Annotated in this window: 12 protein-coding genes, 2 pseudogenes and 1 other annotated feature; of the genes and pseudogenes, 1 reads left to right on the top strand and 13 read right to left on the bottom strand. The window is 41.9% G+C overall.

Going from position 1 to position 14,125, the window contains the following annotated elements:
- Positions 1 to 17: 17 nt before the first annotated feature.
- The 13 genes and pseudogenes from tig to ilvE form a co-directional block, all read right to left on the bottom strand.
- Entirely contained in the window at positions 18 to 1,337 is a 1,320-nt protein-coding gene (tig, locus tag JCM19038_RS17905; protein ID WP_042420596.1) for a trigger factor, read from the bottom strand.
- 125 nt (positions 1,338 to 1,462) lie between these two features.
- Positions 1,463 to 2,464, bottom strand: coding sequence for a lipopolysaccharide assembly protein LapB (locus tag JCM19038_RS17900; RefSeq protein WP_042420594.1), 1,002 nt, complete (start codon positions 2,462 to 2,464; stop codon positions 1,463 to 1,465).
- A 27-nt stretch (positions 2,465 to 2,491) separates the two neighbouring features.
- Positions 2,492 to 3,208, bottom strand: a complete 717-nt coding sequence (locus tag JCM19038_RS24020; RefSeq protein WP_238554489.1) for a hypothetical protein — start codon at positions 3,206 to 3,208, stop codon at positions 2,492 to 2,494.
- Between the two features lie 50 nt (positions 3,209 to 3,258).
- A complete protein-coding gene (locus JCM19038_RS24015) occupies positions 3,259 to 3,687 on the bottom strand; it encodes a sodium/glutamate symporter (protein WP_238554488.1) in 429 nt (142 codons plus the stop codon).
- Complete coding sequence (locus tag JCM19038_RS24010) at positions 3,656 to 3,913, bottom strand: hypothetical protein (protein WP_238554487.1); 258 nt, start codon at positions 3,911 to 3,913, stop codon at positions 3,656 to 3,658. The genes JCM19038_RS24015 and JCM19038_RS24010 overlap by 32 nt, the downstream gene beginning before the upstream one ends.
- 229 nt (positions 3,914 to 4,142) lie before the next feature.
- The gene (gene leuD / locus JCM19038_RS17890) at positions 4,143 to 4,727 is read right to left on the bottom strand and encodes a 3-isopropylmalate dehydratase small subunit (protein WP_042420592.1); all 585 of its coding nucleotides are present in this window, start codon (positions 4,725 to 4,727) and stop codon (positions 4,143 to 4,145) included.
- 12 nt (positions 4,728 to 4,739) lie between these two features.
- Positions 4,740 to 6,154, bottom strand: a pseudogene (leuC, locus tag JCM19038_RS17885) (3-isopropylmalate dehydratase large subunit).
- Positions 6,155 to 6,168: 14 nt separating this feature from the next.
- A complete protein-coding gene (gene leuB / locus JCM19038_RS17880) occupies positions 6,169 to 7,239 on the bottom strand; it encodes a 3-isopropylmalate dehydrogenase (RefSeq protein ID WP_042420591.1) in 1,071 nt (356 codons plus the stop codon).
- Positions 7,240 to 7,259: 20 nt separating this feature from the next.
- The gene (locus tag JCM19038_RS17875) at positions 7,260 to 8,807 is read right to left on the bottom strand and encodes a 2-isopropylmalate synthase (protein WP_042420589.1); all 1,548 of its coding nucleotides are present in this window, start codon (positions 8,805 to 8,807) and stop codon (positions 7,260 to 7,262) included.
- Positions 8,794 to 9,816, bottom strand: a complete 1,023-nt coding sequence (gene ilvC / locus JCM19038_RS17870; protein WP_042420587.1) for a ketol-acid reductoisomerase — start codon at positions 9,814 to 9,816, stop codon at positions 8,794 to 8,796. Before ilvC ends, JCM19038_RS17875 begins: the two co-directional genes overlap by 14 nt.
- Before the next feature lie 31 nt (positions 9,817 to 9,847).
- Positions 9,848 to 10,366, bottom strand: coding sequence for an acetolactate synthase small subunit (gene ilvN / locus JCM19038_RS17865; protein WP_042420584.1), 519 nt, complete (start codon positions 10,364 to 10,366; stop codon positions 9,848 to 9,850).
- Positions 10,363 to 12,087 (bottom strand): acetolactate synthase large subunit, encoded by a 1,725-nt coding sequence (gene ilvB, locus JCM19038_RS17860; RefSeq protein ID WP_193745164.1) that lies wholly within the window; start codon positions 12,085 to 12,087, stop codon positions 10,363 to 10,365. Before ilvB ends, ilvN begins: the two co-directional genes overlap by 4 nt.
- Before the next feature lie 102 nt (positions 12,088 to 12,189).
- Positions 12,190 to 12,435: a binding site (T-box leader), on the bottom strand.
- 89 nt (positions 12,436 to 12,524) lie between these two features.
- Positions 12,525 to 13,426, bottom strand: a pseudogene (gene ilvE / locus JCM19038_RS17855) (branched-chain-amino-acid transaminase).
- A gap of 206 nt (positions 13,427 to 13,632) precedes the next feature.
- On the opposite strand from ilvE, the gene JCM19038_RS17850 reads away from it, so the two are divergent.
- The gene (locus tag JCM19038_RS17850) at positions 13,633 to 13,890 is read left to right on the top strand and encodes a hypothetical protein (protein WP_042420582.1); all 258 of its coding nucleotides are present in this window, start codon (positions 13,633 to 13,635) and stop codon (positions 13,888 to 13,890) included.
- Positions 13,891 to 14,125 lie beyond the last annotated feature (235 nt).

The following is a 14,125-nucleotide window of genomic DNA, read 5'->3' as shown; positions in this document are numbered from 1 at the left end:
CCTTTTAATCCCATGCATTATTCTGCACTATTCTCTTCAACTTTATCAACTTTAACGCTTTGCTCAACAAGGAAATCAACCGCAGTTTGGATGCGAAGATCACCTTTAAGAGCCTCTACGCCACCTTGCATTGCAAGAAGTTGACGAATCTCTTCTTTTTCACGTTGATACATTTCAGCCATTTTGTCGAGCTCTTCTTCAACTCGCTCATCACTTGCTTCTAGCTCTTCAGCAACAGCAATTGCTTCAAGAACGAGGTTCATGCGAACACGCTTTTCAGCTTCTGGCTTGAATTGCTCTTTCATTCCTTCTGCATCTGTACCTGCCATTTGGTAGTACATATCCATAGAAATGCCTTGAGATTGGAAACGTTGCTCCATCTCTTGCATCATACGATCCGTTTCAGTCTTGATCATTCCATCTGGAATGTCGACTGTCGCGTTTTCAGTTGCTTTCTCAACGACTGCATCATTATCGTGATGCTCTTTTTCATGCTCTTTGTCTTTTTGGAGTTGCTCTTTCTTCTTCGCTTTAAGCTCGTCCAACGTTTCGACATCTTCATCGACATCTTTTGCAAACTCATCATCAAGTGTTGGAAGCTCTTTGCGCTTTACTTCATGAACTTTCACTTTGAATACTGCAGGCTTACCAGCAAGGTCAGCTGCATGGTATTCTTCAGGGAATGTCACGTTAACGTCTTTTTCTTCGCCAGCTTTTGCACCTACAAGCTCTTCTTCAAAGCCTGGGATAAACTGTCCAGATCCGATCTCTAATGAGTAGTTCTCAGACTTTCCGCCTTCGAACGGCTCACCATCAACGAATCCTTCAAAGTCAAATACGAGTGTGTCGCCATCTTTAGCCGCATCGTCTTCAACGACAACAAGCTCTGCATGCTTCTCACGAAGTGACTCTAATTCTTTGTTAACGTCTTCGTCATTTACCGTTGTATCGAACTTCGGTACTTCAAGACCTTTGTACTCGCCAAGTTCAACTTCAGGTTTTACGACAACATTTGCAGTGAAAATAAGTGTTTTACCTTTTTCCATCTCTTTGATGTCGATTTCTGGTTGGTCAACAGGTTCGATTCCAGTCTCTTCAACCGCTTCAGAATATGCTTTAGGTAGAAGAATGTCTAGTGCATCTTGGTACAATGATTCTACTCCAAAACGTGATTCAAACAATTGACGAGGTACTTTCCCTTTACGGAATCCTGGTACATTGACCGTTTTTTTCACTTTATCAAACGCTTGGTCAATCGCAGCGTCGAATTCTTTTGCATCTACGTCTACAGTGAGGACCCCTTGGTTTCCTTCACCTTTTTCCCATTTAGCAGTCATTTATTGTGTTCCCTCCAAGTTTCATAGGTTACGCATCCATAATTACAACCATTACATTATAACATATTCGACCTTGTTTTCAATCAATGTCCGATAGAAAAACTTGCCTAAACATAAGTTTTCTATTAATTTGTCGGATGATGCGCTCGGAGAACTTGGACGACTTCTTGTAATTCCTGAACATCCGCACTATACGTATGTGCAATTGTTTGAAGTTCGTCTTTTTGAACCATTCCAGCATACACCATCGCTTCGAAGTGGAGCGCTGCCGCATATGTATGAACATGAAAAGCCGGAAGTGCAAATGGATACTTATTAAACTTTACATACTCCCATAACTGCGTTGCCGTTTCGTAAAGTTGCGGACTCTCATTAAGAACGGTATGTTCGAGCAACTGGATAAGCTTTGCTTCCTTTTCAGCTTCATAGTCTTCAAACCCTTTTAGTTCATTCGGAACGAACGAAAGCATAAGATCATCTTTACTAACGGCAACTGACTCGCTCCAATCTTCATCTTTTAAGTACAACATGATCATCGTTTTTAATACTGGATTTTGTTCATCGTCAGCGAGCACTTTTTCAAATGCTGACACCGACGCGCCAACGCTGTATTGCTTAATCTGTTGAAAAGCACCCATCTTTTCTTCTTCTGAACCGGAATACAAACGTTTTTGTAGCTCTTCAGGAAGCTCTTCTCGTTCGACTTGAACGTCTGATTGCTGTTCCATCCACTCGGCATTTGTCAATATTTGTTGCATTTGCATGCGCTCATCATCACTGATCGCTTCACTACGCAAAGAACGGTTGATCCACGAAATCGCTTCTGACCAGCGATTGTTTTCAGAAAGAGCGCTAATGATGATTGAAACAACCTTTCCTTCTGATGAAGGTCGATTCTCAATCAAGACTTTGCCAAGTTCTAACACATCATCTGTCCGCCCTGCTTTTAAGTAAGCTAGCAAACAGCCGTACCCCGCATCATAATGCGCGGGGTCGACGTCTAATAGAAGTTGAAACGATTCAATTGCTTCATTATAATTGTTCGTCTCCAATGCAAGTAGCCCTTTTTTGATGAGGTGCTCTTGCATGCCTGGAAACATAATCACTTTATTGTCATGTTTACTCATCATTCATCCTCTATTCATAAACGAACATTACTCACGCCGTTCATTCTGTTTGTTCTTACCGAAGTAAAGCACACCGAGTAACCAGAATGCAACGGTTAATAATGTCGTTGCGATTAAAAATGGAACGGCACCGAAGTTTATAATGAGTGGCATCGCTGCTGCAGTTACTAAACCACCACCGACCATCGGTTCAAAGAAGATCTGTTTGTAACCAAACGCTTTCATCGCAGGCGTCTTTTGTTCAGGGTCAACGATCTTCATGAGCATGATCCCTGTCGCTGCAACACCCATTGACTGACCGAAGTCACCAATACCACGTTCAAACCAGAAATGAGGAATCATTCGTGGTGCTAAATAAATAAACATAATAACATTTAAGACAACACCAACGACAGCTAAAATAATGAATTCCCATAAGTTGTCTCCGATTACTTGTAAACTAAGAGTTGCTAATGCACTTACAATTAATAAATCCAAAGCTGTATTCTGAATGCGACTCACAATTTGTCGATCGACGATGTCATTTTTATCATATCTCGTCATAAAGACTTGCACGATAATTCCACCGATCATCGCAAATGGAAACAGAGGGACATGGGCAATAATTTCTACACCGGTATCTAACCAAAGAACTTCTTCCACCCAAACTAAAGCCTCTAATATCCAGTAACCGATAAAAATTGCTAAACCGACGAGACCGATATGAAGCGCCAATGGTTCGATGGAAACTGTAGAAGTTGTCATTTGTCCCGCAGATTCACGACGATCTTGATCTAATATTCCTGTTTGTTGATCTACTGAAATGTCATCTGGGTGTTCAACGTTTCAGATTTCCCTTTTCTTGCTGCAATATTAAGCATCACTATACCGATGACGACACCAGATAAGATTCCGACGGTTGCTAATCCTACAGCCAGATCATAACCTTCCGGGAATCCTAACGATTCAAATGTATCTGAAAGACCTGCTGCAGTACCATGGCCACCTACGAATGAAATTTCAATTAAAGCACCTGCTGCTGGGTTTGTGCCAAACAACGGCGTTAAAATAACTAAGACAATCGCCATACCTACTGCATATTGTGCCCAAGAAATCGTATAGCCGAGCGCGACTTGTGGTCCACCGACTTTCCATATTTCTTGAAGCGCGGTAATGCAAACCCAATAAAAAGACTGGCAAAGACGACATTGATTAATAATCCTGGAGCTCCGCCCACACCTCATAAATTCCTTCGGTAAAAATACCGTAAGGCATGACTTCTTCGCCTGTGACTGCTGTAATAATTCTTCCAATAACTTCTGGTCCTAAAAGAAGTGCAAAGAAACCACCAAGCAATGAACTAGGTAAAAACAGTCGTTGAAAAACGGGAACCCGTAAACGGATCCACTTTCCAATAATAAGTACAATACTAATGACCATTAAGGCAAACGCGACAATTTCAACTGTCATTCAACCACATCCTATTCATTTGTGAACCTCGCTTCTCACACGTGTACATACGTATGTATGATACCTCTTTACCACTTCGTGATTCATTTAAAACAAATAAATTGAAGGAGGATTAAAATGGAGGTTTATCAGGTGAAAGGAAAGGTGATCGTTTCTTCTTCGCAGTTCTCTTTCAAATCTTTTCAAAAGTAAAAAGCCAACAGATCATCTGTTGGCTTTTGTCCATTAATTATTGTACCGCTCGCTCATATTTAGCAATGTGATCACTGTATTGAAGCGTTAATCCAATCTCATCTAAGCCGTGAATCAACATGTTTTTCCAATACGCGTCAATGTCAAATGTATGAATACCGCCTTGGTCATCTTCAATCACTTGCTCTTCAAGGTTCACACGTAGTTGCAGTGTTCCTTCCTCAAACCTCTCTTCCCAATTCCGAACGACTTCAAGCGGCATTCGAACAGGAAGTAGACCATTTTTGAAACTGTTGTTGTAAAAAATATCACCGAAGCTAGGTGCAATGACGACTTTAAAGCCGTAATCTTGAAGCGCCCAGGCTGCATGTTCACGAGATGAGCCACACCCAAAGTTCTCATCTGCAACGAGAATTGTCGCATCTTTTGCACGCTCGTAGTTCAATGGAAATTCAGGATCTGGCTGATCGTTTTCAAGTAGTCGCCAATTGTAAAATAAAAACTGTCCGAAACCTGTACGCTCTACCCGTTTTAAAAACTGCTTCGGTATAATTTGATCGGTATCAATATTGACATAAGGAAGTGCTGCTACAGTTCCAACGTGCGTGGTGAATTTTTCCATTCTATTCCCTCCTTACGATGACGCCGGTATGGCATCTAGCTTTCTAACATCCACGAAATGCCCATGAACCGCCGCTGCTGCTGCCATAATTGGGCTCATTAAATGAGTACGTGCATTTTTACCTTGTCGCCCTTCGAAATTTCGGTTGGACGTTGATGCACAACGCTCTCCTGCAGGAACTTGATCAGGATTCATCCCAAGACACATACTACACCCTGCATCGCGCCACTCAAATCCCGCATCAATAAAAATAGTTGCTAAGCCTTCTTCCTCAGCTTGTCGTTTCACTTTCACACTACCCGGGACGACAAGAGCTCGAACAGATTTATCCACTTTCTTTCCTTTTATATAGCGTGCAGCTTCACGCAAGTCACTAATACGAGCATTTGTACACGAACCTAAAAACACGTGTTGAATTTTGATGTCTTCCATCTTCGTCCCTGGTTCAAGCCCCATGTACTCGAGAGATTGTTCAATTGCACGACGCTCAGTATCTGTTGTGCCATCTTCTGGTGAAGGTACAGCACCGTCAATTGTCACCCCTTGGCCAGGTTCGTTCCCCAAGTAACCATCGGCTTCACTTCACTCGCATCTAAAACGAGTGTTGCATCAAAATTCGCATCAGGATCACTGGCAAGTTGCTTCCACTCTTCAACAATTACGTCGTATGCATCACCATCAGGCACATTTTCTCGTCCTCGTAGATAGTCAAACGTTACTTGATCTGGGCTAATTAACCCAGCGCGAGCACCGCCTTCAATGGACATATTGCAAATTGTCATGCGCTCTTCCATCGTCAAGCCTCGAATGGCTTCGCCACGATATTCAACGACGTGGCCTGTTCCGAAGTTCACTCCGTATTTAGCAATTAGAGCTAAAATAATATCTTTTGCAGAAACGCCATTCTCCAAGCGACCGTCCACCACGACTTCCATCGTTTTCGGTCGATCTTGCCAAAGCGTTTGTGTTGCCATCACATGTTCTACTTCGCTCGTCCCAATTCCAAAAGCTAGCGCTCCGAATGCGCCGTGAGTTGACGTATGACTATCTCCACAGACGATCGTTTTTCCAGGTTGAGTGAGTCCAAGTTCTGGCCCGATAATATGAACAATACCGTTGTTCGGACTGTCCAAACCTGCCAACTCAACCCCGAAGTTATTACAGTTTTCAACGAGCACATCGATTTGCTTTTTTGCAATCTTATCAGTGATCGTCTCGCGATCTTTCGTAGGAATATTATGGTCCATCGTTGCATACGTCAAATCAGGTCTACGAAGTTTACGATTGTTAAGTCGTAGCCCTTCAAACGCTTGCGGTGACGTCACTTCATGAATAAGGTGCAAGTCGATATAGAGTAAGTCTGGCTTCCCTTCTTCTTCGTAAACTTTATGACGTTCCCAAACTTTTTCAATGATCGTCTTTCCCATCACACGACTCCTCCTTATCGTAATGCTTTTATAACTGCTTCTGTCATTTCCGTCGTTGTAGAAACAGCACCTTGCTCAGTCGCAATATCTTTCGTACGATACCCTGCTTCTAACGCTTTCAAAATGGCATCGTCAATGGCTTTTGCTTCGTCATCCATCTCAAACCCGTATTTTAAAAGCATCGCAGTAGAAGCAATAGCAGCTAAAGGATTTGCAATATTCTGACCTGCGATATCTGGAGCAGATCCGTGAATCGGTTCAAACAAACCGACACCTTGGTCTCCTAAACTTGCAGATGGCAACAGCCCTAGAGAACCGGTCAGCATTGAAGCTTCATCACTTAAAATGTCACCGAACATGTTCTCTGTCAATATAACATCGAACTGGCTTGGTCCGTGAATGAGCTGCATGGCAGCGTTATCGACGAGCATATGCTCAACCGTTACATCAGGGTAATCTGTTTTCATACGATCTACCACTTCTCGCCACAATCGACTCGACTCCAATACGTTTGCCTTATCGACAGAAACGACACGTTGATCTCGTAATTTAGCTGCTTCGAATGCTTTTTTGGCAATACGAGTAATCTCAGATTCTGAATACGTTAACGTATCCAGCGCTTGCCATTCACCATTTACTTGTTCACGTTCGTGTTTACCAAAATAAATGCCGCCTGTAAGTTCACGCATAATCAGTACGTCCACATCTTCAACAACTTCTCGTTTCAGTGGAGATGAATCAAGTAGTGGACCATACGCTTTGACCGGACGTAAGTTCGCAAACAGTCCTAAGTTCTTTCTCATTGCAAGCAAGCCCTTTTCAGGTCGAAGAGTGGGTTCATTTTGATCCCATTTCGGACCACCTACCGCTCCTAACAATACCGCATCACTCGATTTACATAGCTCCTCAGTTGAAGAGGGGAAGGGGTCTCCTTCTTCATCAATGGCGACCCCTCCAATATTTCCGTAATGGAATTCAAATTGTTGATTCGTTTTTTTTGCAACGGCTTTTAGAACATGAACAGCAGCTTCAATTACTTCTGGTCCGATGCCATCACCTGGAAGAACTGCAATTTTCTTTACCATCTTTTCCCCTCAATTCTTTATTACACTAACTCTTCGATCGGTTCTTTTGTTGGATTACCACTAATAATTCGGTTTACTGCATTTAAATAAGCAAATGCAGAAGCTTCTAGCACATCATGCGCTGTACCGCGCCCAAGTGATGACTCGTCATTGTAAGTGAGGTGTACAACAACTTCAGCAAGTGCATCTTCTCCACCTGTTACAGATTGGATACGATAATCTTCAAGCTGTATCGGTTCACCGATTAATCTCGAGAGTGTGTTATAAACGGCTTCGACACTTCCTTTACCCGTCGCCGCTTCTTGAATTTCTTCACCGTCTGGCGTGCGAACAATAACGGTCGCCGTTTGAATGACGTTCTCTTGAGTTGCGACATTTACTTGTAAACTTTTCAGCTCATACATACCACTTTGACTACCTGATTTCTCTGCTGTTAATAAAGCAAAGATATCGTCATCTGTCACACTTTTCTTTTTGTGTGCAAGATCTTTAAATGCTTTAAATACACGTTTTAAGTCTTCTTCTTCTAACTCAAAACCGAGTTCGGTAATTTTTGTTTTAAAAGCATGCTTGCCAGAAAGCTTTCCTAGAGGCAAGCTATTCTTCTCAACACCAACGAGCTCTGGCGTAATAATTTCGTACGTTGTGCTCTCTTTAAGCACCCCGTCTTGGTGGATGCCAGATTCATGGGCAAATGCATTTGCACCAACAATTGCTTTGTTGCCAGGCACAATCGTCCCCGTCAACTTACTGACGAGATTACTCGTGCGCTTCAATTCGTTAAGCTTTAACGTTGAGTTCGCCGCGTAATAGTCTTTTCGAATTTGCAGTGCAACAGCAATCTCTTCTAAAGACGCATTTCCTGCTCGTTCTCCGATGCCATTAATCGTACACTCAACTTGGTCTGCGCCACCTTCAATTGCTGCTAAAGAGTTTGCAACAGCCATTCCTAAATCATCATGATTATGAGCAGATAGCTTAATCTTCTCTACGTCATGAACATGCTGTTTCATATGTTGGAACATCGCTTTGATTTCATTAGGTGTCGTGTAACCTACCGTATCTGGCAAATTAATTACATCAACACCTGCTCGAATAACTTCAGACGAGATCTTAGTTAGGAAATCCCAACTCGTGCGACAAGCATCTTCTGCTGAAAACTGGACGACAGGAAACTTCTGTTTCGCATAGCGTACAGCTTCTACAGCAGCATCAAGCACTTCTTGTTGTGTCATTAATAGTTTGTGCTTAATGTGAATGTCGGAGGTCGCAATGAAAATATGAATCCTCGGATTAGCTGTATCTTTTAGTGCTTCGTATGCAGTGTCGATATCTTTTTTCACGACACGAGAGAGCCCAGTTACGGTGCTGTTTTTTACCGCTCTTGCAATCTTTTGAACCGAGTGAAAGTCACCATCATTCGAAGCAGGAAAACCTGCTTCGATAATATTTACGCCTAGGCGATCGAGTTGCTTGGCGATTTCGAGCTTTTCATCGAGATTCAAATTCAAGCCTGGTTGTTGTTCTCCATCTCGCAATGTCGTATCAAAAATATCAATTTCCCGCACGCGAAATCACTCCTTTTTGATCGTGTTTTACAAATGGCATCATTTCACGAAGCTTTTGCCCAACTTCAGTTAGTTGATGCTCGTGCTCACGCTTGTTAATTGCATTGAACTGAGGGCGGTTCGCTTGGTTTTCAACAATCCAACCGTGTGCAAACTTTCCTGTTTGAATGTCTGTAAGAATCTCTTTCATTGCAGCTTTCGTCTCATCCGTTACGATCCGTGGTCCTGCAACAAAGTCACCCCACTGAGCTGTATCTGAAATTGAATAGCGCATGTACTCAAGTCCACCTTCGTACATCAAATCTACGATGAGTTTCAATTCATGAAGACACTCGAAGTACGCAACTTCAGGTTGATATCCAGCTTCTACAAGTGTTTCAAAACCTGCTTTTACGAGTGCCGATGTACCACCGCAAAGTACCGCTTGCTCACCGAAAAGATCCGTTTCTGTTTCTTCTTGGAATGTTGTTTCAATGATCCCTGCGCGACCTGCACCAATTTGCTTCGCATAAGCGAGTGCGAGTTCTTTCGCTTCACCGTGTGGATCTTGGTAAATTGCATAAAGCGCTGGTACGCCTGCACCAGATTCGTACGTACGACGAACGATATGACCAGGTCCTTTAGGCGCTACCATAAAAACATTGATGTCTTCAGGTGGTTGAATTTGACTAAAGTGAATGTTGAAACCGTGTGCGAATACGAGTGACTTACCGCTCGTAAGCGCTGGCTTAATATGATTTTCATAGATTGATGGTTGAGCTTCATCAGGAAGTGCAAGCATCATAATATCTGCTTTTTCTGCTGCTTCATTTACTTCATATACGTGGAAACCGTCTTCTTCAGCTTTCTCCCAAGAACGTCCACGACGAAGTCCAATAATAACATCTACGCCGCTTTCCTTCATATTTAATGCGTGTGCGTGTCCTTGAGACCCGTAACCGATTACTGCAACTGTCTTACCTTCTAATACTGATTCATTGATGTCTGTGTTGTAATATACTGTAGCCATTTTTATCTCTCCTAATTTGTAGTTAAATTTTTTATTGAATAAAGGAATACTTTAATTCTTGAGATTGCGACTTTGAACTTCTCTTAAGCGCTGTTGCACCTGTTCTTGCTAATTCTTTAATGCCGTAGGGCTTTAACAAATCAATGAGCGCTTCGACTTTTTGGTGGTCACCTGTAACTTGGAGTGTCACAGAATCTCTGCCAACATCGACAATGGACGCTCGAAACGGGCTCGCCAGTGTTTCAATTTCACTTCGATTTTGCGGTGTACTCACAACCTTAATTAATGCGAGTTCACGAGCAACAATGGTGTCTCCTGAAATGTCTCTTACTTTTAAAACGTCAACTTGTTTGTTTAACTGCTTAATCACTTGGTCAAGTGCCCGGTCGTTATCGACGTTTACAACAAACGTCATTCTAGAAATTTCAGGGTTTTCGGTTACACCGACTGTGATGCTTTCAATGTTAAATTGACGTCTAGCAAATAAACCGGTAATGCGATTCAAAACACCGGAAGAGTTATTAACCGTTGCAGTGATAGTGCGGATCATGGTTTAACCCCCTCCATTTCTTGATGACCTTTCCCAGGTGCAATCATCGGATAGACATTTTCTAAAGATGTGACACGAAAATCAAAGAGCACCGGGCCATCCATCTCAAGCCCTTTCTTTAAAACATCTCGAGCTTCATCTGGATTCTCCACTTTAAAACCTGGTATGTTGTACGCTTCAGCTAATTTAATGAAATCAGGCTGAATCGGAAACAATGAATGAGAATATCGCTCTTCATAGAACAATTGTTGCCATTGTCTAACCATACCGAGCGAAGCGTTATTTACGATGACAATTTTTACAGGTAAATTCAGCTCTTGAAGAATCGATAGCTCTTGCAACGTCATCTGGAATCCAGCGTCTCCAATGACTGCAACGACAGCTTTGTCAGGTTTAGCAAATTGTGCCCCGATTGCTGCTGGAAAACCAAAACCCATCGTGCCAAGTCCCCCTGATGTTACCCAATGGTCTGGCTCATCAAATTGATAGTACTGTGCAGTCCACATTTGATGTTGCCCAACATCGGTTGTAACAATTGCTTCACCATTTGTTTCCTCATAAATCAATTCAAGTAGTTTTTGTGGCTTTAATGTTTCACCGTCTTCTTCGTACCACAGTGGATTTTCTTTTTGATACGAGGTGAGGTGTTCATGCCACGCTGTAAACCCGTCGTTCTCTTCTTTACTAGTATTTAGAATCTCAAGCGCTCGCTTGGCATCACTTACAATCGGAATATCCGTGTCGATGTTTTTACCAATTTCAGCTGGGTCTACATCAACATGTGCGATCGTGGCGTTCGGTGCAAAATGATCAAGATTACCAGTAAGACGATCATCAAATCGTGCTCCGATGTTGATTAATAGATCACTTTCATGAAGTGCCATGTTCGCTGTATACAACCCATGCATTCCTGCCATTCCAAGTGAAAGCTCCTCAGACTCAGGAAAACTTCCAAGTCCTAAAAGCGTTGTAACAACTGGAATGTTTCGAGTTTTTGCGAAAGTTGCCAGTTCAGATGATCCACCTGAAAGTAAAACCCCTGCTCCTGCGAGAATGACTGGACGCTTTGCTTCTTTAATCGCCGCGTTCAGTTTTTTAATCTGCAATCGATTAGGCTGTACAGTCGGTTGGTATCCAGGCAATTCAATATGCTTAGGATAATTAAATGTTCCGACATTTGTAGATACGTCTTTTGGAAGATCGATGAGTACTGGACCTGGTCGACCCGTTGTCGCAATATGAAAAGCTTGCTTCATTACGGTTGGTATTTCTTGAACGTCACGAATTTGGAAGTTGTGTTTCGTAATTGGCATTGTAATTCCAACCATATCAGCCTCTTGAAAAGCATCTGTACCAATAACATTTGTAGCAACTTGACCTGAAATGACGATCAGCGGCAAAGAATCAATCATTGCATCAGCAATACCCGTTACGACATTCGTAGCGCCAGGACCTGATGTGACGATGCATACACCGGCTTTTCCTGAAACCCTTGCATACCCTTCCGCAGCGTGAATGGCACCTTGTTCATGACGAGCAAGAATGTGGCGTATCCCCTTTTTGTAAATCTCATCATAGGTTGGCAAAATTGCACCGCCAGGATAGCCGAATATGATATCGACTCCCTCTTCAACGAGAGATTGCAGAATCATCTGACTACCACTCATTTGCGTATCTGTTTGTTCGGCAGCTTGCATCTTCGCTTCCACCTCGAGATCCATACTCATCTCTTTTCCTCCTTCATCGCGTATCGTAATCTGTCCACTCAACATTTACGAAAAAATAAAATAAAAAAACCTTTTCATCCCTCACGTCTGTTCGACAAAAGGGGCGAAAAGGTTTCGCGGTACCACCCTAATTCCCAGCACCAAAGTGCTGGCTCATGACGCAACCGATTTGCGTCTTTTTCGTAACGATCAGATCGTTGTTCTGACCGGCAGCCACTACTTATGTTCATCGCTGCACTCAGAGGGGAGTTCATCTTAAGCTTTACTGCCGGGTTCTCAGCATCCCTCGGCTCTCTGTGAAGTAAATGTCTTTCGACTACTTATCCTCTTCAACGTTTTATGTCATTCAATTATACGAATTTCGAATGTTCGATTGATAGATATGTTACCACAAGTATGAATATAAAACATAGTTATTCTAAATTTTTTTGTTATGCTTTCATTTCTTTTTCGTAAACCGGTGTTCCGTCTTGCAAAATCTTCTCACGAAACGCCTCAGTTAATCGAATGGTTTCTTGACCTGGTTTGCCATCAGAGATCACACGTCCATCGACTTTAACGACAGCAATGACTTCTGCAGCTGTGCCGGTTAAGAATACTTCGTCTGCTGTATAGACGTCATGCCTCGTAAACGGTTGTTCTTTTACGGTGTACATTAAGTCATCTGCAATATCAATAATTGCTTGCCTCGTAATTCCTTCGAGGGCGCCAACGTATCCCGGTGGTGTGTAAAGCACACCATTCTTTACGATAAAAATGTTGTCACCAGAGCCTTCTGCAACGTAGCCTTCATCATTTAACATCAACGCTTCAGGAACGCCTGCAAGATTGGCCTCAATCTTCACCAATATATTGTTCAAATAATTAAGTGATTTAACCTTCGGACTAAGCACATCAGGGCGGTTCCTTCTTGTTGCTACACTGACAATTTCAATCCCCGTCTTATAAAGTTCTTTCGGAAATAGTGCTAGTTCTTCTGCAATTACAATAACTTGAGGTGTTCCACATGATCTAGGTCTAATCCTAAATTGCCGACCCCACGAGAGACGACGACTCGAATGTACGCATTCTCTAAATCATTCTTACGAACCGTATCGACTACAATTTCTGTCATTTCATCTAATGAATACGGAATTTCCATCATGATTGATCTTGCTGATTCAAAAAGACGAATGAGATGTTCTTTTAATTTATAGATATTGTTGTCGTACGTACGAATCCCTTCAAACACGCCATCGCCGTATAAGAATCCGTGATCATAAACGCTAACTTTCGCTTCATGCTTGCGTACGAACTCGCCGTTCATAAATATCCACTGCTGTTCTTCTTCCATACGATCACCTCAAAACTTCAGTAAATGTACACCGTACAAAACCATTTGTTTCTCTCACGAGTACATCGATGTTGTTGTCTATCATACCGCTAAGTGAAATGACGGTCAACCGTTTTTTGACAACTTTTCTGACAATATAAAACGATTGCAAAAGAACATATGTTCGTATATAATAACATTAACTATTTAGTAGGAGTGGATCGACGATGTATTTACACCCTTATTCTTATTTAGAAAAAGAGGTTTCGACGAATATTGAACAAAAATTAGTCATTGAGCAATTAGAGACCGCTCTTTATAGAAGTATTCCACTTACCATTTCAATTCTCAAAGAAGAAATGGCCGCTCATTTACACGGTACATGCGTAGAAGTAGATCACGAAAGCAATCGCGTTGTCTTTAATCAAGACCCAACGTTCTTTTTCATTCCATTTGAACAAATTACAGATGTCGCTTTTACATAAGATACGTTTTTTCTCGTTTTTATTATTCGTTTTATTTACGGAGTTGTTATTTTTGTTATATATTATTGTTTTCTTACCAACAATTCTGAAATGAAAGGTTTTTGTTTAGTACTCTTCATCACTTTAAAGCTTCAATCCCCCAAACCCCTAGCATATTATTTAATTATAAATGATGTTGAATTTTCTAAAGATTATTGACATTTTGATTCGTCTTTCGTTATTATTACAGTATTAA

It is taken from the genome of Geomicrobium sp. JCM 19038 (assembly GCF_000698125.1).
Classification (GTDB): domain Bacteria; phylum Bacillota; class Bacilli; order Bacillales; family Marinococcaceae; genus Geomicrobium_A.
The sequence above is the reverse complement of the archived record's forward strand: the minus strand, read 5'-3'. Positions and strand labels throughout refer to the sequence as shown.